Below are 20,652 nucleotides of genomic sequence, written 5' to 3'. Positions count from 1 at the left end.
AACGCAAGATGAGCGTAGCGAAATTCGTCGCGGCCAACGGCCGTGAAGCCATGCGCAAGGTGCGCGAAGCCATGGGGCCCGACGCCGTGGTGCTGTCCAACCGCACCATCGACGGCGGCGTCGAGATCGTCGCCATGCGCGATGCCGATCTCAGCGCCACATCGGCCGGTGCGCAAGTCTACGTTGCGCCAGAGCCCGTCGTGGCAGCGCCCGAGCCGGCCGCCATCGGCGACCTGCGCGGCGAGCTGCAGTCCATGCGTGCGCTGCTCGAACGCCAGCTGGCGGGGCTGGCTCCGGCAGCTGCCGCCGGCGCGGTGGCCGCGGGCGATCCGCTGCGCGAGTCGCTGTTTGGCTGGATGGTCGGGGCCGGCTTCTCGGCACAGCTCGCGCGCACGCTGCTGGCACGGCTGCCGGTAGGCTGCGACCGTCCGGCCGCCATGACGTGGATTCGCGCCGAGCTGGCCAGCAAGGTGCCGGTGCTCGGCAACGAAGAGGCCTTGTTCGACCAGGGCGGCGTGCTGGCACTGATCGGGCCTACCGGCGTGGGCAAGACCACCACCACCGCCAAGCTCGCGGCGCGCTACGTGCTGCGCCACGGCCCCGAACGCCTGGCGCTGCTGACCACCGACAGTTTCCGTATCGGCGCGCACGAGCAGCTGCGCATCTACGGCGACATCCTGGGCGTGCCCGTGCATGCGGTGAAAGATGCCGCCGACCTGCGCTTCGCGCTGGCGGCGATGAAAGACAAGCACCTGGTGATCATCGATACCGTTGGCATGAGCCAGCGCGACCGCAACCTGTCCGAGCAGATCGCCATGCTCGCGGGCGTGCAGGCGCCGGTACAGCGCGTGCTGCTGCTCAATGGCGCCAGCCATGGCGACACCCTCAATGAAGTGGTGCATGCCTACCGCCATGACGCCGTGCCGGAAGGCGGCGGCGTCGACGGCTGCATCATCAGCAAGGTGGATGAAGCCACGCACCTCGGTTCCGTGCTGGACGTGGTGATCCGTCACCGCCTGCCGGTGTTCTACGTGTCGACCGGGCAACGCGTGCCGGAACACCTCGAACTCGCCAATGGCGCCACGATGGTCGAGCGCGCCTTCCTCACGCCGCGCCGCGGTTCGGTGTTTGCCGATGCCGACGCCGCGCGCAGGCAGGCCGGCAGCCTGGACGACACACCGGCCCGCCAGGGCGGTGCCGATGACGTGCTGCGTTCGCTGACCGACAGCGCGGACGCGCTGGGCCAGTGCGTGAGCGAACTCAATGCCGCGCAGCATGGCTTTGAACTGGCACGCCAGCTCTGGCAGCAGCGCGCTGCCGACGCGCCCACGCTGCGGCCGATGGCGCAGCTGGTGCGCGAGGCCGTCTGCCGCGACGTGAGCCGCGAATGCGATCAGTTCGTGCTGTCGCTGGCGGCCACGCTGCAGGTGCCCGTACCCGGCCGCCGCGCGCCGCAGTCGATGCTGCATACGCTTTGGCTTGGCGATCGCACCGGCATGCCGCTGGCCGCCACGGTCACCCCGGCTGGCCGTGCTGGCCAGGCCATGGGCGAGGCCGACGCCGAAGCCGCCACGCTGCGCGCCACGCTCGGCGCGGCCCGGCCTGTCGTCCATCTGGTCGATGCGCTGCCGGCGGCTGCCACGCTGACGCGCTGGCAGCAATCCGGCGAACGCTGGGTGGCCGCCGCGCGCAAGACCGCGCGCGTGATCAGCGGTGGCACCGCGTGGAAGCTGGACGCTCTGGCCGAAACGCTGACGTTCCACGCCGTGGGCGAAGTCACTGTGCGCGGCCGCGAGGCCGTACAGTGGCTGGCAACGACCGAGGTACGCGTGCCGGAGGGGCCCGTTCGCGGCCGCGGCGCGCCGGAAGGCGGCATCGACGCCCATCTCGTGATCGCCAGGACGGTCGACTACGCCTCGGGCGAACTGCTCGATACACGCTATCTGCTGTGCGATCCGCAACTGTCGGGCCACGCCGCGCATGCCGCGCGCTGGTCGCTGTGGGCGGACAACGCCGAAGTTCAGTTCCGCACGCTGCGCCATGCGCTGGACCATTTCGCGCAAGACGGCGAAGGCGCCAGCGCCGCCGGTGGCGGCCTGGCCGCGCTCCAGCTGGGCGTGACCGCGCTGCGCCTGGAACATTCGCCGACGGCGACGGCGCCGGCCTTCCTGGCTCGCCTGGCGGGCCGCAGCGGGACGCGCCAGCCGGGCAGTGCCGCGGTGGCCGGTCCGGTGCTGAATGAAGGTATGGGCCGCCTGCTGGCCTTGCTGGACGTGCTGGAAAGCTATCCGGGACGCCAGTCGGCTGGCACGCCTGATCCCGTTGATCTCCTCGAAAGCGACGACAGCGCCGCTGCCATCGGTGCCGCGCAGCCCGCTGTGGCGGCGCCGGCCGGTTCGTTGTCCGGACTGCCCGAACTCATGGCTCCGGGAGTCACGTCGTGAGCACGCTGGCGGTGGACCAGGCCGAAAGCCTGCGACGCATGCTGGCGCCGCGCGTCACGCGCCGCATCGCCGTGGTGGCCAGCGAACAGGGGGCGGGGGCGACCACCATTGCCTCTGGCCTGGCGCACGCCTTGTCGATGCAAGGCGAACGCGTGCTGCTCGTCGATGAGGACCCGGCCGGCCATGCCGTAAGACTGACCGGCGCGGAACCTGCCGGCTCGTTTGCCGACCTCCGCGCAGGGCGCCTGACGCTGGAGGCTGCGCTCGGCGCGCGTCCGGCGGGCGCTGTCGCGGTATTGCCGGCTGGTACGCCCCAGTCGAACGTCGCGCAATGGCCCGATTCGCTATCCGGCCTTCGCAGCGTGCTGATCGATGCCGTGACGGACGCGGACGGTGCGCTGTCCGCGCTGGCGGGCGCCGCGCACAACGTGCTGGTGGTGATGCGCCCGGAGATGGCTTCGATCACCGCGGCCTATGCCAGCATCAAGCGCCTGCATCATCTGTACGCCTGCCGGCATTTCCACCTGGTGGTCAACATGGCGGCCACCGAGGCCGCGGTGCAGGCCATTGCCGGAAACCTGGCGCGCACCGCGCGGCAGTACCTTGGCGTCGAGATCAGCAGCGCTGGCTGGCTGCCGGCCGATCCGCTGGTGAAGCGCAGCGTGCAGCTGGGGCGCTGCGTGGTGGAAGCCTACCCGGCTGCGCCAGCCACGATTGCATTGCGCCGGGCCGCCAGTGGCATCGGCGCATGGCCGTTGCGCGCAGAGCCGGTCACGGCCGCGCCATCCGCCGTGGCAGCCTGAGCGCATGACCCTTCGCAACGGAAAACGACCCCGACCCTGACCCGCCGGCCCGCCATGCGGGCAGGCTTTGCAAGCAAGCATTCACGAGAATTCCACCATGTACACGATCCAGGGAAAGCTCGAACAGGCCGCCGTGGTCAAGACCCACGCGCAGCTGGTGCGCCGCATCGCGCTGCAGCTGGCCGCAAAGCTGCCGGCCAGCGTGCAGATCGATGACCTGATCCAGGCCGGCATGATCGGCCTGCTCGACGCGGCCAAGCGCTATGAGGATACGCATGGCGCGCGTTTCGAGACCTACGCCAGCCAGCGTATCCGCGGCGCCATGCTTGACGAGGTGCGGGCCAACGACTGGCAGTCGCGCAGCCTGCGCCAGTTCACGCGCCGCATCGAACGCACGCAGCGCGGCCTGGAACAGAAGCTCGGCCGCGCACCGCTCGACTCGGAAGTCGCGCAGGAACTGGAAATGCCGCTGGACGACTACCAGGTCTTGCTCAACGAGGTCTATGGCTGCCAGCTCCTTCACTACGAAGACTTCGAGCGCTCGGGCGAAGAAGACTTTCTCGACCGCCATCTTGGCGTCAGCGAAGACGGCAATCCGCTCACGCAGCTGATGGAAAATGGCATGCGCGAAGCGCTCATCCGCGCCATCGACCGGCTGCCCGAACGCGAAAAGCTCGTGCTGTCGCTGTGCTATGACCAGGAACTCAACCTGCGCGAGATCGGCGCGGTGCTCGAGGTGACCGAATCGCGCGTCTGCCAGATCCGCGGGCAGGCCATCACGCGCCTGCGCAATCAACTGCGCGGCATGCTTTGATGCGCGGCCGGTCAGGCATCGGACGGGTTGTCCTGCATGCCATGGCGGCCGTGCCGGCGGCGATCGCCACCGCTGCGTGGGCCGCGCCCGAGGCCGGCACGCGGCATACCTGGAGCGCATCGGTCAACGGACCGGCGCTGTATGGCCGCGGCCAGCGCACCGTTTCTCCTCCGATCCTGCCAAGCGGCAACCTGCCGCAATCCGAAGGCATCGTCACCTCGGTGCGCTGGCACTACAGCTTTGTCGCGACACCGCCGGTGGATCTGCAGGCTTACCTCTGCAATGCCCAGCGTTGCGTGATGCTGCCGCAGTCGGAAGGCAGGACCGACGCCTTCGATGGCGACGACGCGACGCAGGGCTTTGTGTTTGCCTTCAGGTTGCCCGGGCAGGGCGCGGTGGCGCCTGTGCTGCAGGGCAGGAGCAACCAGGTCATCGTAGGGTTCCGTTGACGGACAGCGTGCCAGCACCGGTGTGACGCCCAAGCCTACATCGATATCGCCGCCTGGCACTACCCGCGCTGTCCTGTTTCCACGTTTCCGTTCATTCGGTAGCATGTGGCCATACTGTCTCGTGGCAGTGTTCGCGGCCCCTTGTTGCCCATCCCTTCCGTAGCGATGCCGTCGGATCCTGCAGGACGCGATTTCCTGCGGAGAGGGGCCGCCTCGTCATTGGCTTCAGTCGGCCATGTGCTGCGTGCGGGCTGAATGCGTTGGAGGATCAAATGGAAGATCAAGTTGCAGACGTGCTGATCATCGGCGCCGGGCCCGCGGGCTCCGTGGCGGCCGGGCTGCTGCGTCGTCAGGGTATTGGCGTGATGGTGCTCGAGAAGGAGACCTTCCCGCGTTTTTCCATTGGCGAGAGCCTGTTGCCGCAGAGCATGGAGTACATCGAGGCGGCCGGCATGCTGCAGGCCGTGGTCGAAGCGGGGTTCCAGTACAAGAACGGCGCGGCGTTTGCGCGTGGCGACCGTTATGTCGATTTCGATTTTCGCGACAAATTCTCGTCCGGCTGGGGAACCACCTACCAGGTACAGCGGGCCGATTTCGATCATGTGCTGATCCGCGAGGCGGAGAAGCAGGGCGCGGAAGTCCGCTTCCGGCACCAGGTGACTGACGTGGACGTATCGGGGGCGCAGCCGGTCGTGACCGTGCGCGATCCCGATGGCAACAACTACCGCGTCACCAGCCGCTTCCTGCTCGATGCCTCCGGCTTCGGGCGCATCCTGCCGCGGCTGCTACAGCTCGAAACGCCATCTGGCTTTCCGGTGCGCAGTGCCATCTTCACGCATGTCGAAGACCGCGTGATGCCGGGCACCTTCGACCGCAACAAGATTCGCGTCGGGATTCATCCGCGGCATGTGGATGTCTGGTACTGGACCATTCCGTTTTCGAACGGCCGCTGTTCACTGGGCGTGGTCGCCGAGAAGGCTTTCCTTGACGGCTATGCGGGCAGCGACACGGAGCGGCTGCAGGCACTGGTGAACGAGGATCCGGCCCTGGCGGGCCTGCTGGCCAATGCCGTCTGGGATACCCCTGCACGCCATATCGCGGGCTATGCGGCAAACGTGAAGTCGCTGTGGGGCAATGGCTACGCGTTGCTCGGCAACGCGGGCGAATTCCTCGATCCCGTTTTCTCGTCGGGTGTGACGATCGCGTTCAAGTCGGCAAGCCTGGCGGCGGGATGCATCGTGCGCGAATTCGCGGGCGAGACGGTGGACTGGGAGGCCGACTATGCGCGCATCCTGAAGTCAGGTGTGGATTGCTTCCGTACGTTCGTCGATGCCTGGTATGCGGGGAGTTTCCAGAAACTCGTCTTTCATCCAGATGCCACGCCCGATATCCGCCGCATGATTTCCGCCGTGCTGGCCGGTTATGCATGGGACCGTTCGAATCCGTTCGTCAGGGACCCTCAGCGGGGGCTCAGCGTGCTCGGGCAGTACTGCGACGACTGAACGCCGCCGGCTTCAGCCGCTGGCCAGGCTAACGCCGCCGACGCCGGCGGCGGCCTTGCCGTTCTTGCCGTACAGCCCGGAATCGCCGCCGCTGTGCTGGCGCAGCACGTTGATGGCTTCGCGCGTGTGGTCCAGGTGCGCGGAGACGATCGCGCCATTGATCTGGTTTTTGTCGCGTGCGCCGCGCGCGGCGAAAATGAGCTTGCGCCAGGCATCGCCCACGGCCGGGTCGATATTGCGGCCGAGCAACTGGCCCTGCGGGCCGGCGCGCAGGCCGAGCGCGCCCATCTGGGCTTCGCGTGCGGCAACCTGGCGCGAAAGCGCCTGACCCAACGCCACCTTGCGCGTGAGCAACCCGCTCAGGGACTGGAAATCACCGTCCTTGAGGGCTTCGCGCTCTTCGGTGAGCAGTTGGCCGAACGCCGTCACGGCTTCGGCTTCTTTCTGCAGGCTCTGGATCAGGGGCTGGCTCATGGTGGCTGTTATCAGTGGACGTCGCCCTGGCCCAGTTCGCGCAACGTGGCAATCAGGCCATCGGCGATCTTGCCCGGGTCGATCTTGATCCGGCCTTCGGCAATAGCCTGGCGGATCTCCTCAACCTTGGCGGTGTCGATGTCGTCGTCGGATTCGTTGGCCAGGCGGCTGCCGATTTCGCGGACCTGCGCGGCCAGCGGGCTCACGCTCACGCCGCTCGCAGGGGCGGCGGGAGCACTCTGCGCGGGCTGCGGCCGCACAGGGCTGTCCGCGGCCGGGGCGTCGGCCGGCCTGGACGAAGGGGAATGGTTGATCTTCACGGGCGTTCCTTGCTGGGTTCCCTTGTCATTACGGACGCCGCGGCGAAATCTTTAGGAAATTCTCGCCCCGACGGCAGGATTGGCACGCATTGTCGCACGCCAGCCAGTCCTGCATTCCAGTGTTCCATGATGCACTTTTAGCAGTTTATTGCAGCACGACGGTGTCGCCGCTGCGCACCAGGCCGCTGACGACCTGGCCGTTGCGCAGGCGGATCTGCACGGTATTGCCAATGGCCGCATCGGCCAGGACCTTGCCTTCGCTGCTGATCTGGAACGCGTCACCTTCTACCGCGACGGTGACGGTCTGCCCGGACTTCACGGCAATCGATTTCTTCAGCAGGTCACTGCGCATTGGCGAGCCCGCCGCAACGCGGTTCGCGGTGACCGCGCCCACGACCTGTGCCGGGTCGGTGATCACGGCCTTGGGCAGCGTGGACAGGTCGCCCTGGCGCACCTCGAGGTCGGCCGGCGTCACCGGCTCGCCGGGGCCGAGCGCGCGCGTGGCGACGTAGTAATCCGACAGGACCGACACGCGCGCCTGCATATAGCGGATCCAGGGCCGCTCGCCGCCGCAGCGCACGCCGACCGAGACGCGGCCCCAGGGTGAAGCGCCCGGCGGCAGGAACGGATCGGGCGACACGCACTCCGGCGCGCGGCCGCCTGACGGGGGCTGCACCTGGACGCTGGCCTTGCCCGGCAAGCCGGCCGTCTGGCGCAGCAGGAACTGCTCGACCGATGCGCGCACCGGGTCTTCCGGGAACGGATTAGGCGCCTGCGCGGCGACCGGGGCGGCTTGTGCCGGCGCGGCCATGGGTGCGCCGGCCATGACTGACAGGACGCCTCCCGCCAGCAGGGCCAGCGCCGCACGGATGGCGGCGCGATCAATCTTCTTCATGTCTTCATCCCAGCAAGGACGATGTGGCAGCCACGGGAAAGATTCAGCCATCCCGCAGCCGCACGCAAGGAAACGGGTCCCATTGTAGGGAGGCGGTGCCGGGCAAGCCCTCCGAATTGCATGGATTTCCCGTCCTTATTCATCCGATTGGCGTGACAGGGGTGAACCTAAGATGCGATCCCTGAAGAAGGTCGCCCTTCGTCGTTTGCCTGAAGGTTGCTCCAAACGGAGATGCTTACATGATTGACAGACTCGATGCGGCTTTTCGCTTCCAGCAGGAAGCGCTGAGCCTGCGGACCCAGCGGCAGTCGGTGATTGCCTCCAACATCGCGCACGCGGATACCCCGGGCTACAAGGCCCGCGATTTCGATTTCTCAAGCACGCTGGCGCAGACTATCGAGCGCGGCCACCGTCCCGAAGGTGTGTCGCTGTCGACCACATCAGTGCGCCACTTGCCGGCGCAGGCGCCGACCCGCGACGACGCCGACCTGGCCTACCGCATTCCTCTGCAGTCGAGCGTCGACGGCAACACGGTCGAAATGGATACCGAACGCGTGGCCTTCGCCGACAACTCGGTGCACTTCGAGTCCAACCTGACCGTGGTGAGTTCCAAGATCAAGACCATGCTGGCTGCGATCCAGCAGTAAGCGCCGGAGAGACGCATGCCAGCAATGAATATCTTCGACGTCGCGGGCTCGGCCATGGCGGCGCAGTCGCAGCGCATGAACGTGACCGCGTCCAACCTGGCCAATGCCGACAGCGTGGTCAGCCCCGACGGGCAGGCCTACCGCGCCAAGCAGGTCATCTTCGGCATGGCGCCCACGCCCGGCCAGAGCGACGTGGGCGGCGTACAGGTGCAGGGCGTGATGGAAGACCCGTCTCCGCCGCGCCTGGTGCACAACCCCACGCACCCGATGGCCAATGCCGAGGGCTATGTGGTGATGCCCAACGTCAACCCGGTGGAGGAGATGGTCAACATGATCTCGGCCTCGCGTTCCTACCAGGCGAACGTAGAGGTGCTGAACAGCGCCAAGAACATGATGCTCAAGACGCTGACCATCGGCCAGTAACGACAACGAAATTTTCAACGCGACATGACGACTACCTCCTCGGTCAACGGCACCGGCAGCACCAGCAGCGCTTCGGGCATCAACGACGCCCTCAAGAGCGGCAGCGCAAGCGCGGCGGATCTGCAGAACAACTTCCTCACGATGCTCGTGACGCAGATGAACAACCAGGATCCGCTCAATCCGATGGACAACTCGCAGCTCACCTCGCAGCTGGCGCAGATTTCCACCGTGAGCAGCATGCAGACCATGAACACGACGCTGAACCAGTTGCTCGGCCAGGTCAGCGCCAGCCGCGCCATGGACTCCGCGGCTCTGATCGGCCGCACGGTGATGGTGCCCGGTTCGCAGGTGTCGGTCGTTGACGGCGTCGCAGGCAAGTTCGGCGTCGACGTGCCTTCCACCGCCGATGCCGTGACGGTCAGCGTGATCGACAAGAACGGCAACGTGGTGCGCACCATCGACATGAAGGGGCAGACCGCCGGTGTCCACGACATCGCCTGGGACGGCAAGAACGACGCCGGCACCGCGGTGGCCGACGGCGACTACACCTTCAAGGTCAATGCCACGGCCAACGGCAACTCGGTGCAGCCGGTGGCGCTGGTCTACGGCAAGGTCCAGAGCATCAGCGGCGATACGGCCGGCGTGCAGGTCGATATCGGCAATGGCCAGACCGCGGGCGTGGACGACGTCCGCCGCATTCTCTAATCGCATGGGTGGCCGGCTGCCGCCGACCATTTATCGGAAAACTGGAAAATAGGAGCAAGCATGGGTTTCGGTCAGGGCTTGAGCGGCATCGACGCCGCCGCGCAGAATCTCGATGTGATCGGCAACAACATTGCCAACGCCAATACGGTTGGCTTCAAGCAGTCCAGCGTGCAGTTCGCCGACGTTTTCGCCGGCGCACAGGTGGGCCTTGGCACACGCGTGAGCAAGGTGGTGCAGTCGTTCGAACAGGGCAATATCACGTCGACCGGTCGTTCGCTCGACGTGGCGATCACGAACGGCAATGGCTTCTTCCGGCTGCAGGACGCCGCGGGCCAGGTGTACTACTCGCGCAACGGCCAGTTCCTGAGCACCGCTGACGGGCACCTGACCAATGGACAGGGTCTGCTGCTGACCGGCTATCCGCCCGGCGTGGCCGCCGGCGCCGGCGTCCAGCCGCAACCGCTGGTGGTGCCCAATGCCCAGATGGCGCCCAAGGCCACCACGAGCGTGGCCATCCAGCTCAACCTCGACTCGGGCGCGTCCGTCATCACGCCGGCCACCTTCCCGGCCACCGGCACCGCCGGCATTCCGGCTGCGTCCAGCTTCAACTACGCCACGACGCTGCAGGTGTACGACTCGCTGGGCAATCCGCAACAGCTGACTGCGTATTTCGTGAAGCAGGCGGCAACTGCCGGCCCGCCGCCGACGTCGCCGTGGAGGATGTCGGTGCGCGACTCGGCCGGCAACGAGGTGGCCGACAATACGGTCTCGTTCGACGCCAGCGGCAATATGATCCCGGTCACCCCCGGCGGTCCGGCGCTGGCCAACGCGATCACCATCCCGGCCGCCGCCCTGAACAACGGTGCGACGGCGCTGACGGCCCAGATCGACCTGACCGGCTCGACCCAGTACCGCGGCGACAACGACCCCAAGGGAATCACCCAGAACGGCTATGCCAGCGGCACCCTGCTGGGCTACCAGATCCAGAACGACGGCACGATTCTCGCGAGCTACTCGAACCAGCAGACCAAGTCGCTGGGCCAGGTGGTGCTGGCCGGATTCGGCAACCCGGAAGGCCTGCAAGCGGCCGGTGACAATGTCTGGACCGCCACCAACAATTCGGGCACGGCGCTGCTCAATGCGCCGGGTGGCGCGCTCGGGCAGCTCAAGTCCAACGCGGTCGAAAGTTCCAACGTGAACCTGTCGAGCGAGCTGGTCAACCTGATCGTCGCGCAGCGCAACTACCAGGCCAACGCGCAGACCATCAAGGCGCAGGATCAGGTCATGCAGACCCTGATGAACATCTGATCATGCACGGGATCCCCCTCACGGACGCAGACAGGCAGGGCATATGGACCGCATGATCTACACCGCCCTGTCGGGCGCCAAGCAGATTCTCGACCAGCAAGCCGCCGTGTCGAACAATCTGGCCAACGTCTCGACGCCGGCATTCCGCGCGCAGATCAATCTGTACCGCGCGGTGCCGGTCGTGGGGCAGGAGTCCCCCACGCGCGCCTTCACGCTGACTTCGACGCCGGGCGCCGACATGCGCGCCGGCCCGCTGACCTACACCGGCCGGCCGCTCGACGTTGCCTTGCAGGGCAACGGCTGGCTGGTGGTGCAGGCGCGCGATGGCAGCGAAGCCTATACCCGCGCGGGCTCGCTGCAGGTCGCGCAGGACGGGCAGGTGCAGACCAGCAACGGCCTGCCGGTCATGGGCGACGGCGGCCCGCTGTCGGTGCCGCCGGGTTCCCAGGTCACCATTGGCAGCGATGGCACGATCACCGCGCGCGGTCCGGGCGAGGCCTCCGCGGGCCTGGCACAAGTTGGCAAGCTGCGTGTGGTGAACCCGCCGGCCGACGCGATCGCGCGTGGCGATGACGGATTGTTCCGACTGCGTCCCGGCGCGCAGCCGCTGGAGGCCGATCCGACCGTGCGCGTGGTGTCGGGCGCGCTGGAAGGCAGCAACGTCAATCCGACCGAAGCCATGGTCGACATGATCGCCAATGCGCGCCGCTTCGAGATGCAGATGAAGATGATCACCGGCGCAGACACGAACGACCAGCGCGCCAACCAGCTGCTCTCTACCAACTGAAGCGGCCGCGCCGCCTACCCGTGAACACATGACGCGCCGCTACCAGCGGCGCGACGCAGGACACCAAGGAACCACATGATCCGCTCTCTCTGGATTGCCAAGACCGGCCTCGATGCGCAACAGACGCAGATGGACGTGATCTCGAACAACCTCGCCAACGTCTCGACCAACGGCTTCAAGCGTGGTCGCGCGGTGTTCGAAGACCTGATGTACCAGAACATCCGCCAGCCCGGCGCGCTGTCGTCGGACCAGACCACGCTGCCTTCGGGCCTGCAGCTGGGCACCGGCGTGCGTCCGGTGGCCACGGAACGCATCCACACCCAGGGCAATCCGCAGCAGACCGGCAATGCGAAGGACGTGGCCATCATCGGCCAGGGCTTCTTCCAGGTGGCGATGCCCGATGGCACCACGGCCTACACGCGCGACGGCTCGTTCCAGGTCGACCAGAACGGACAGATGGTGACGTCCAGCGGCTTCGTGATCCAGCCGGCCATTACCGTGCCGGCCAACGCCACGTCGATGACCATTGCCCGCGACGGCACGGTCTCCGTGACCCAGCCCGGATCGAGCAACAACGTGCAGGTCGGCCAGCTCCAGCTCGCCACCTTCATGAATCCGACCGGCCTGGAAAGCATGGGCGAGAACCTGTACGTGCAGACCGATGCCTCGGGCGCGCCCAACACCACCGTGCCGGGCCTGAACGGCGCGGGCGTGCTGCAGCAGAACTACGTGGAAGCCTCCAACGTCAACGTCGTGGAAGAGCTGGTCAGCATGATCCAGACCCAGCGCGCCTACGAGATCAACAGCAAGGCGGTGCAGACATCGGACCAGATGCTGCAGCGCCTGACCCAGATGAGCTGACGGAGCGATGATGGCCAACATGCTTTCCCGCCTGGGCGCGCGCGTTCTGTATTGCCTGGCCGGCCTGGCATTGCTGGCCAGCGGCGGCTGCGCGCTGATGCCGCGCGAGCCGCTTGTGCAGTTGCCGACCACCGCGCGCGCCGAACCGCGCCCCATGGGGCCGGCAACCGGTTCGATCTTTGCCTCCTCTTACGCCGGCAATCCGCTGTTCGAGGACCGCCGTCCGCGCAACGTCGGTGACATCCTGACGATCGTCATTACCGAGAACGTCAACGCCACGAAGAACTCGGGCACCAATGCCAGCCGTACCGGCAACACCTCGCTGGCCTTCGACGCCGTGCCCAAGGCACTGGCAGGCTTGTTCAGCAGCAGTTCGAACGCCAGCATCAATGGCGCCAACGGGCTGAAGGCCAGCGGTGGCGCCAGCGCGGCCAACACCTTCAACGGCACCATCACCGTGACCGTGCTGGAGGTGCTGGCGAACGGCAATCTGGTGGTGTCAGGCGAAAAGCAACTGGCCATCAACCAGGGTGCGGAATTCATCCGCTTCTCGGGCGTGGTGAATCCCCGCACCATCACCGGCGACAACGGTGTGCTGTCTACCCAGGTGGCCGATGCCCGCATCGAGTACACCGCCAAGGGCTACATCGACGAAGCACAGAACATGGGCTGGCTGCAGCGCTTCTTCCTCAATGTCTCTCCGTTCTGATCCGTCCATGTCCGCTCCGATGCTTGCCCGTTTTATGTCGAGCCTGCTCAAGGCCAGTATCACCGCGCTGACCGTGGTGGTGGCGTTCGGCTTTGCCGCGAACTTTGCCCATGCGGAGCGCCTGAAGAACCTGGCGACGTTCCAGGGCGTGCGCGACAACCCGCTGGTGGGCTACGGCCTGGTGGTCGGCCTGGACAATACCGGCGACCAGACCATGCAGACGCCGTTCACCACGCAGAGCCTGACCAACATGCTCTCGCAGCTCGGCATCACGTTGCCGGCGGGCAAGAACATGCAGCTCAAGAACGTGGCGGCGGTGATGGTGACGGCCACGCTGCCGGCGTTTGCGCAGCCGGGCAGCCAGCTCGACATCGTGGTGTCGTCGATGGGCAATGCCAAGAGCCTGCGCGGCGGTACGTTGCTGATGACGCCGCTCAAGGGCGCGGACGGACAGGTCTACGCGATTGCGCAGGGCAATATGCTGGTCGGCGGTGCCGGTGCGTCGGCCAACGGCAGCAAGGTGCAGATCAACCAGCTGGCAGTGGGCCGCATCGCCAATGGCGCTATTGTCGAGCGTGCGGTCGCGGCGTTCCAGCCCGACGGCGGCATCATCAACCTCGAACTGAAGGACACGGATTTCGGCACGGCCGAGCGCGTGGTGGAGGCCATCAACCGCTCGATGGGCGGTGGCGTGGCCGCCGCGCTGGATGGGCGAGTCGTACAGGTGCGCGCGCCGGCGTCGCCCGCGGCACGCGTAGGCTTCCTGGCCCGCATCGAGAGCATCGACGTCACGCCGGCGAAGGCAGCGGCCAAGGTGATCCTGAACGCGCGCACGGGTTCCATCGTGATGAACCAGGCTGTGACCGTGGATGACTGCGCTGTTGCGCACGGCAATCTTTCGGTGGTGATCAATACGCAGCCGGTCATCAGCCAACCTGCACCGTTCAGCGGTGGGCAGACCGTAGTCGCGCCGGTGTCGCAGATCGACATGAAGCAGCAGGGCGGATCGCTGCAGATCGTGAAGGCCGGTGCATCGCTGGCGGCCGTGGTCAAGGGCCTGAACGCGTTGGGCGCGACCCCCGCGGACCTGCAGACCATCCTGGAAGCCATGCGCGCCGCCGGAGCGCTGCGCGCCGAGCTGGAGATCATCTGATGGACAGCGGCATTTCCGCGCAGGCGAATCTGTCGCAGCGCTTCGCGCTGGACACGCAGGGCTTCGAGGGGCTCAAGCAGAGCGCGCGCAATAGTTCCGACCCGGGCACGCTGCGTGCCGCGGCCAGGCAGTTCGAGGCCGTGTTCACGCAGATGGTCCTCAAGAGCATGCGCGATGCCACGCCGCAGGACGGTGTGTTCGACAGCGAGCAAGGCAAGCTCTACATGTCGATGCTCGACCAGCAGCTCGCGCAGCAGATGTCGTCACGCGGCATCGGCCTGGCGGAGGTGATGGTGCGTCAGCTGGCGCGGGCTACCGGCGCGCAGGATCCTCAGGGCATGATCGGCGCTACCTCCGCGCCAGGTGCCAAGGGCACCGCCGCGGCCGACGCCGAGATGGCGCAACTGCTGGACAGCCGCGGCGCCAGCGCCGCCGCCGCATCCGATGGCGATGTGCCTGCCATCGGCACCGTGGTGCCGGGCACGAGCTGGAATCCGATGGCGGGCCTGCGTCAATACCGCTCGCAGGACTATGACGGGCAGGGCCAGGGGCAGGGAGAAAGCAGCCTCGGGCCGTTGCCCGACGATGCGCCGGCTCACGTCACGGCTTTTGTTTCGCGCATGTCCGGTCCGGCGGAGGCGGCATCGCGCGCGAGCGGCGTGCCGGCGCGGCTGATCGTCGGACAGGCCGCGCTGGAATCGGGCTGGGGCCGGCGCGAGATCGCGCACCCCGACGGCAGCACGACGTTCAACGTGTTTGGCATCAAGGCCGGGGCAAACTGGAAGGGCCGCGTGGCCGAAGTCACGACGACCGAGTATGTCGACGGCCAGCCGCAGAAGGTGCGTGCGCGCTTCCGCGCCTATGGCTCGTATGACGAGGCCTGCGCCGACTACGCGCGCCTGCTGACCAATAATCCGCGCTACTCGGCGGTGGTGTCGGCGAGCACCGCCGACGAAGCGGCGCATGGGCTGCAGCGGGCGGGATACGCCACGGACCCGGCCTACGGGCACAAGCTGGTGCAGATCATGAAGAAGGTGTCGGCGTAGGCACTCGCCTAGCCTTCCCTGGCATCCGGATGGCCCTAAAGACTGCCGCCCCGATTGCCGATAACTAGCACATTCCCTGCCTCCGCGCCGATGTGCCGGAGGCAACCAACAGCATCCGGGGTCAGCGCAACATGTCTCTCTTCAATATTGGTCTTTCCGGTCTGAACACTGCGCAGAACGCGCTGACGACGACCGGCCACAACTTTGCCAACGCGGCCACTGCAGGCTACACGCGGCAGAACACCATCGTGGCATCGTCCGGCGGCCAGTACACCAGCCAGGGATTCTTTGGCATGGGGTCGAATACGACCACTGTGATTCGCGTCTATGACGAGTTCCTGACCGGCCAGTTGCGCGGCGCGCAGTCGGCCAGTGCGTCGCTGTCGACCTATTCCGACCAGATCAGCCAGATCGACAACTTGCTGGCAGACCAGAAGGGTGGCCTGGCGCCGCTGATGCAGAAGTATTTCGCCGCGGTGCAGGCCGTCTCCGATACGCCCGCAGACCCGGCGGCACGCCAGGGCATGTTGTCGGCGGGCCAGGCGCTCGTGGGCCAGATGCGCGCGGCCAGCAACTATTTCGATCAACTGCAGTCGGGCGTGAACACACAGGTCGGCACTGCAGTCGATCAGGTCAATGCCTATACCAAGCAGATCGCCACCCTTAACGGGGAGATCACCAAGCTCAAGGCAGCCTCCGGCGGCCAGCCGCCCAACGACCTGCTGGATCAGCGCGACCAGGCCGTGTCCGAGCTGACCAAGCTGGTCGGCGCCAAGGTGGTGGTGCAGGATGGCGGGACGTACAACGTGTTCGTCGGCAACGGCCAGCCGCTGGTGATGGGTAATGATTCCTACGACTTGAAGGCCTTTCCCTCGGCGGCCGATCCGAGTCGGACGGTGGTGGGCTTCACCCTGCCCAACGGCACGGTGTATGAAAGCGACGCGGGTTCCATCACCGGTGGATCACTGGGCGGGCTGCTGAAGTTCCGTACCGAGACGCTGGACACGGCACAGAACGCTATCGGCCGCCTGTCGCTTGCAATTGGCCAGTCCTTCAATGACCAGCACAAGCTGGGCATGGATTTGAATGGCGACATCGGCACCGACATGTTCACGCTGGGCACGGCGACCACGGTGACCAACGCCAACAACACCGGTGGCGCGGCGGCGCAGACCATGATCACCGACGCGTCGAAGCTGACCAACAGCGACTACACATTGCAGTATGACGGCACCAACTACAACCTAACCCGTCTGTCGGACAAGACAGTCGTGGCGACCGCCCCAGGGACGCCCGCTCCGACGTTCCCACTGACGCTGAGTGCCCCCAACGACGGCATCAGCGTGCAGGTGAGCGCCGCCATGGGCCAGAACGATTCGTTTTCGATCCAGCCGACCCGCAATGCGGCCGCGGGATTCGACATGGCGATCACCGATCCGGCGAAGATCGCAGCGGCATCACCCGCACGTGCCGACGCAGGGAGCGGCAATCTGGGTAGCGGTACCGCCACGCTGGCCAGTGTCGCCCAGGGCTTCACGCCGCTGACGAGCCCGATCACCGCCATCTACAACGGCGCAGGCTACACCTTCAAAGACAGCAGCGGCGCTCTGCTGGCGCCCCAGCCCACTGGCGTAGCCAACGGTGCCAACACCGACTACGACATTGGTGGCCTCACTTTCAGCTTTGGTGGCACCCCCAGCGCTGGCGATACCTTCACGCTGGCTTCCAATACCGGCGCGGTGAAGAACAACGGCAACGCACTGGCGCTTGCCAAGGTGCAGAACGCCAAGACCATCGGCGGCGTGTCGAGCTTCAATGATGCTTACGCCCAGCTTGTCAATGACGTCGGCACGCGCGCCAAGTCCGTGCAGATCGCGTCCACGTCGCAAGACAGCATCACGGCGCAGATCCGCACCGCACAGCAGTCGGTGTCGGGGGTGAACATGGATGAAGAGACGGTTTCCATGCTCCAGTTCCAGCAGCTCTACCAGGCCAACGCCCGCGTGATCCAGACGGCCAGCACGCTGTTCGACACCATCATCGGCATTGGCCGGTAAGCGGACCAGATCAAGAATTCGAGAAGGAACAGACAATGCGCGTCGCAAGCTCCACGCTTTACCAGCAAGGCCTGGCCTCGATGAACATGCAGCAGTCGTCGCTGCTGCACATCCAGCAGCAGCTCGGCACTGGCCGCAAGGTACTCACGCCCTCCGACGATCCGGTTGCCGCCACGCGCGCGCTGACCATTTCGCAGGCCAGCGCGGTCAACGGCCAGTACGCCACCTCGCGCACGCAGGCCAATATCGCGCTGGGCACGGAAGAAAACACGCTTTCCACCGTGACCACGGTCACGCAGAACATCCAGACGCTGCTGGTGCAGGCCGGCAACGGTACGATGAGCGACGTGGACCGCGCCTCGCTGGCAACGGCACTCCAGGGCCAGTATGACCAGCTGCTCGGCCTGGCCAATGCCGACGACGGCAATGGCCAGTACCTGTTCGGCGGTACGAAATCCGGCTCGGCGCCGTTCGTGCAAGGTGGCGGTGGCGTCCAGTACGTCGGCAATACCGAGCAGCAGCAGTTCCAGGTCGACGTGTCTCGCCAGATGCCGGCCGGCAGCAATGGCCGCGAAGTCTTCCAGAGCGTGCAAAGCTCGGCCGGCTACGTGCTCCAGGGCAATAGCGCGAACACCGGCACCGCGACCTATGGCCAGGTATCCACGACCGACCCGACCGATCCGCTATACGGCACTGCGCTCACGCTGTCGTTCGACGATAGCAGCGGCAGGATGCAGTACACCATCAAGGATCCTTCCGGGGCCGCGGTGGCTGGCACACCGATGAACTACACCGACCCTGGTCAGATTTCCGCGGCTGGCATTACCTTCACGGTGAAGGGGACGCCCAAGAATGGCGACACCATTTCCATGGACCCGGCCAGCCAGGGCAGCACCGACATGTTCGCCAACCTGAAATCGGTGATCGACGCCCTGCGCAAGCCGACGACGACCGACGCAGATTCGGCCAACCTGTCGAACACCCTCGCCACCGGCCTCCGCCAGTTCTCGAACTCGCTGGACAATGTGCTGACCGTTCGCGCCTCGGTGGGTTCGCGCATGCAGGAGCTGGACGCGCTGAACACCATCGGCACCAACCGGGGCCAGTCGTACTCGGACACGTTGTCCAGCGTTCAGGACCTGGACTACGCTGCGGCGATTACCGAGTACTATCAGCGCCAGACTGCGCTGCAGGGGGCACAGCAATCGTTTATGCAAATTCAGGGTATGAATTTGTTCAAATATTTGTAAGGCCGAGAAGGGAAGTGTTTGACGTGCTTTTAGCGAAAATATTGCCGTAGAGATTTCGGGGCCGGGCGCGCCGTCCAGCCATTGCAGCTGCGCACCCATTTGCCAGTTCCATGCCGTGGTCTCGCCGACGGGGTGGAAACGGTCGCCGTTGTACGTGTCGAAATAACCAATTTCCGCCACCAGTTCCGGAGTCAAATCGGCATCGGCCATGGGGACCCGCCGCGCGAGCACGTAGCGGTCACTGCGATCCCAGGTGCTCTTGTTGTAGTAGCCGAAGAAGTGGTGAAATTTTCCGTCGCCCAGGCGTCGGCAGGGAAGGGGCAGGCGTTTGATGGCAGGGTGGTGCATGGTCATGCGCTAGGTTGAAGATGGTTGGATCGGCGATTGCCGGCGGGTGCAGTCCGGCGTCGACCTGAAGCTATTTGATATGGACAAGGGCCGGCTGCGGCCTACGCCCAAGGCGCAGCGGTTGTTCGAAACGGTGCAAAGCCATTTTCAGGGGCTGGCGCGCATCGGGCAGGAGGTGGACTTGTTGCGGCGTTCTGGTACCGGCCTGCCGCGGCTTGGCTGCACGCCGGCGCTGGGGCTGGGGCTGATGCCGGCCATCGTGGCGCGATTCATCGGCTCGCATCCCGACGTCCACGTAGATCTCCAGACGGTAGGGAGTCACCAGCTCAGTGAAGGACTGCTGCATGGACGATTCGACCTCGTGCTGGCGACGGGGCGTCTCGATCATCCTCAGTTCGACATCCGCGTGATGCACCGGGCGCGAGCGGTCTGCGTGATGCATCCCGGACATCCGCTGGCCTCCAGGCCTCGCCTGCACGCTTCGCAACTGTCAGGGCAGCGGCTGCTGACGTTGAATGCGGATGACGAACTCACCATCGCACTCTGGCAGGCATTGCGCGATGCCGGGGCAGAGCCGGCGGCTACGCTGCAGACGACCTACTCGGGAACGATCTGCAGTCTTGCCGCCGAGAGGGCTGGCATCGGCATCGTCAATCCATATGCGGCGCGCGTCTTTGCCCATGCCTTGCGCGTCGTGCCGCTGGTGCCGGCGTGCCTGGTGGAAGTGCGCATGGCACGCGCCAGTCACCTTGCGAACTCGGGCATGGCGGATGCCTTTGCAGGATTGGTGGCCGAGGGGCTGGCTGCGGCGGAGGCATAAAGGCTGGCCGTGATGCGATCTGGGCTGCCACCTGGGCAGCCCTGGATGCCAGCAACGCATGGCTGGCGTCCACCACCTTCCGGGCATTCAGGCGCCCGACATCATCTTCTGATTCGCGGGCGCGATGATCCGGTCCTCTCCGGAGACCTGGTACCAAGAGGGCTTGTGCTTCCAGGCCGGCGTGGTGATGTTGTCTCCGAACGTGCTTGCCAAAGGCGCTTTCTGCGTTACGCCATCACCAGGGCTTCGTCGGTCCGGGGAGGGTAGCGCCTTCCGGGTGTCCGAAGAGGCGCTTTATATTTTTTCGCGAAAGGCTTGCAACTTGGCCATGGCCGCATTATTATTCGCTCCCCGCTCGCAGGGCACCGCGCAGCGGGCAGAGATTTTCTGGCAGAAACTCAAATGAGTACGCCGTCCAGAATAAAGAATTTTTCAGAAGTAGTTGCATAATCGCTGAAAGTTCTTTATAGTCTCGCTTCTTCGCTGCTGACGCAAACGCAGTGACGCAAAACGGCAAAGCCGGTTGCGTAGTTCTTTAACAACCAAACAACCGATAAGTGTGGGCGCTTGATAACGGATGCGAAAGACTTCGGTCTTTTAGCTTAAAAGTTATACAGTGCTCGCACAGCAAAACGTGACTGGATTTTCGAATCTGGTCAGTCAGTTTTCTGAGAGTGAGCGACCGCTCGAAAGAGCGAGGGTCTTCGGACCCACACAGAGATTGAACTGAAGAGTTTGATCCTGGCTCAGATTGAACGCTGGCGGCATGCCTTACACATGCAAGTCGAACGGCAGCACGGGCTTCGGCCTGGTGGCGAGTGGCGAACGGGTGAGTAA

20 protein-coding genes, 1 rRNA gene and 2 pseudogenes are annotated in these 20,652 nt (G+C 65.7%); 18 read left to right on the top strand and 5 right to left on the bottom strand.

All coding sequences use genetic code 11. From position 1 onward, the window contains the following. The first annotated feature begins 8 nt into the window (after positions 1-8). The 5 genes from flhF (at position 9) to AC3FKH_RS33380 (ending at position 6,012) form a co-directional block, all read left to right on the top strand. The gene (gene flhF / locus AC3FKH_RS33400; RefSeq protein ID WP_488679902.1) at positions 9-2,444 is read left to right on the top strand and encodes a flagellar biosynthesis GTPase FlhF; all 2,436 of its coding nucleotides are present in this window, start codon (positions 9-11) and stop codon (positions 2,442-2,444) included. After that, positions 2,441-3,247 carry a MinD/ParA family ATP-binding protein gene (locus AC3FKH_RS33395; RefSeq protein ID WP_488679900.1) on the top strand — a complete coding sequence of 269 codons (807 nt, stop codon included), beginning with the start codon at positions 2,441-2,443 and terminating at the stop codon, positions 3,245-3,247. Before flhF ends, AC3FKH_RS33395 begins: the two co-directional genes overlap by 4 nt. 97 nt (positions 3,248-3,344) lie before the next feature. Then, complete coding sequence (locus tag AC3FKH_RS33390) at positions 3,345-4,061, top strand: RNA polymerase sigma factor FliA (RefSeq protein WP_488679898.1); 717 nt, start codon at positions 3,345-3,347, stop codon at positions 4,059-4,061. Further along, positions 4,061-4,510, top strand: coding sequence for a flagellar protein FlhE (locus AC3FKH_RS33385; protein ID WP_488679897.1), 450 nt, complete (start codon positions 4,061-4,063; stop codon positions 4,508-4,510). The genes AC3FKH_RS33390 and AC3FKH_RS33385 overlap by 1 nt, the downstream gene beginning before the upstream one ends. A gap of 272 nt (positions 4,511-4,782) precedes the next feature. Beyond that, complete coding sequence (locus AC3FKH_RS33380) at positions 4,783-6,012, top strand: NAD(P)/FAD-dependent oxidoreductase (RefSeq protein ID WP_488679895.1); 1,230 nt, start codon at positions 4,783-4,785, stop codon at positions 6,010-6,012. Between the two features lie 12 nt (positions 6,013-6,024). On the opposite strand, the gene AC3FKH_RS33375 is transcribed toward AC3FKH_RS33380, so the two are convergent. The 3 genes from AC3FKH_RS33375 to flgA form a co-directional block, all read right to left on the bottom strand. Continuing rightward, entirely contained in the window at positions 6,025-6,486 is a 462-nt protein-coding gene (locus AC3FKH_RS33375) for a flagella synthesis protein FlgN (RefSeq protein ID WP_488679893.1), read from the bottom strand. An 11-nt stretch (positions 6,487-6,497) separates the two neighbouring features. Continuing rightward, entirely contained in the window at positions 6,498-6,806 is a 309-nt protein-coding gene (flgM, locus tag AC3FKH_RS33370) for a flagellar biosynthesis anti-sigma factor FlgM (protein ID WP_488679891.1), read from the bottom strand. A 145-nt stretch (positions 6,807-6,951) separates the two neighbouring features. Further along, entirely contained in the window at positions 6,952-7,701 is a 750-nt protein-coding gene (gene flgA, locus AC3FKH_RS33365) for a flagellar basal body P-ring formation chaperone FlgA (protein ID WP_488679890.1), read from the bottom strand. A 239-nt stretch (positions 7,702-7,940) separates the two neighbouring features. Between flgA and flgB the strand changes: the two genes are divergently transcribed. The 11 genes from flgB to flgL all read left to right on the top strand — a co-directional run bounded on the left by flgB (position 7,941) and on the right by flgL (position 18,647). Beyond that, a complete protein-coding gene (gene flgB / locus AC3FKH_RS33360) occupies positions 7,941-8,348 on the top strand; it encodes a flagellar basal body rod protein FlgB (RefSeq protein WP_483733153.1) in 408 nt (135 codons plus the stop codon). A 15-nt stretch (positions 8,349-8,363) separates the two neighbouring features. Then, positions 8,364-8,771, top strand: a complete 408-nt coding sequence (gene flgC / locus AC3FKH_RS33355) for a flagellar basal body rod protein FlgC (protein WP_483712518.1) — start codon at positions 8,364-8,366, stop codon at positions 8,769-8,771. Between the two features lie 24 nt (positions 8,772-8,795). Further along, positions 8,796-9,476, top strand: a complete 681-nt coding sequence (gene flgD / locus AC3FKH_RS33350) for a flagellar hook assembly protein FlgD (RefSeq protein WP_488679887.1) — start codon at positions 8,796-8,798, stop codon at positions 9,474-9,476. Between the two features lie 60 nt (positions 9,477-9,536). Continuing rightward, positions 9,537-10,784: a flagellar hook protein FlgE gene (gene flgE / locus AC3FKH_RS33345; protein WP_488679885.1), complete on the top strand. Its 1,248-nt coding sequence runs from the start codon at positions 9,537-9,539 to the stop codon at positions 10,782-10,784. Positions 10,785-10,827: 43 nt separating this feature from the next. Continuing rightward, positions 10,828-11,571: a flagellar basal-body rod protein FlgF gene (gene flgF, locus AC3FKH_RS33340; protein ID WP_488679883.1), complete on the top strand. Its 744-nt coding sequence runs from the start codon at positions 10,828-10,830 to the stop codon at positions 11,569-11,571. A gap of 75 nt (positions 11,572-11,646) precedes the next feature. Further along, positions 11,647-12,432 (top strand): flagellar basal-body rod protein FlgG, encoded by a 786-nt coding sequence (gene flgG / locus AC3FKH_RS33335; RefSeq protein ID WP_483712513.1) that lies wholly within the window; start codon positions 11,647-11,649, stop codon positions 12,430-12,432. Between the two features lie 10 nt (positions 12,433-12,442). Then, positions 12,443-13,141, top strand: coding sequence for a flagellar basal body L-ring protein FlgH (gene flgH / locus AC3FKH_RS33330; protein WP_483734680.1), 699 nt, complete (start codon positions 12,443-12,445; stop codon positions 13,139-13,141). Continuing rightward, complete coding sequence (locus tag AC3FKH_RS33325) at positions 13,125-14,294, top strand: flagellar basal body P-ring protein FlgI (protein ID WP_488679882.1); 1,170 nt, start codon at positions 13,125-13,127, stop codon at positions 14,292-14,294. Before flgH ends, AC3FKH_RS33325 begins: the two co-directional genes overlap by 17 nt. After that, positions 14,294-15,340 (top strand): flagellar assembly peptidoglycan hydrolase FlgJ, encoded by a 1,047-nt coding sequence (gene flgJ / locus AC3FKH_RS33320; protein ID WP_488679880.1) that lies wholly within the window; start codon positions 14,294-14,296, stop codon positions 15,338-15,340. The genes AC3FKH_RS33325 and flgJ overlap by 1 nt, the downstream gene beginning before the upstream one ends. Before the next feature lie 131 nt (positions 15,341-15,471). Continuing rightward, positions 15,472-17,397: a flagellar hook-associated protein FlgK gene (gene flgK / locus AC3FKH_RS33315; protein ID WP_488679879.1), complete on the top strand. Its 1,926-nt coding sequence runs from the start codon at positions 15,472-15,474 to the stop codon at positions 17,395-17,397. 35 nt (positions 17,398-17,432) lie between these two features. Beyond that, positions 17,433-18,647, top strand: a complete 1,215-nt coding sequence (gene flgL, locus AC3FKH_RS33310; protein ID WP_488679877.1) for a flagellar hook-associated protein FlgL — start codon at positions 17,433-17,435, stop codon at positions 18,645-18,647. A gap of 51 nt (positions 18,648-18,698) precedes the next feature. Here the strand turns inward: flgL and AC3FKH_RS33305 are convergent. Next, a pseudogene (locus AC3FKH_RS33305) lies at positions 18,699-18,995 on the bottom strand (hypothetical protein); the annotation flags it as partial. Between the two features lie 46 nt (positions 18,996-19,041). Between AC3FKH_RS33305 and AC3FKH_RS33300 the strand changes: the two are divergent. Beyond that, entirely contained in the window at positions 19,042-19,815 is a 774-nt protein-coding gene (locus AC3FKH_RS33300; RefSeq protein ID WP_488679875.1) for a LysR substrate-binding domain-containing protein, read from the top strand. A 16-nt stretch (positions 19,816-19,831) separates the two neighbouring features. Here the strand turns inward: AC3FKH_RS33300 and AC3FKH_RS33295 are convergent. Then, positions 19,832-20,066, bottom strand: a pseudogene (locus tag AC3FKH_RS33295) (alpha/beta fold hydrolase); the annotation flags it as partial. Between the two features lie 472 nt (positions 20,067-20,538). On the opposite strand from AC3FKH_RS33295, the gene AC3FKH_RS33290 reads away from it, so the two are divergent. Continuing rightward, positions 20,539-20,652: ribosomal RNA gene (locus tag AC3FKH_RS33290) — 16S ribosomal RNA — on the top strand; the annotation flags it as partial.

It is taken from the genome of Cupriavidus sp. 21MJTG02-4, from assembly GCF_057798975.1.
Note: the sequence above shows the minus strand (reverse complement) of the source record. Positions and strands in the feature narration are given on the sequence as shown.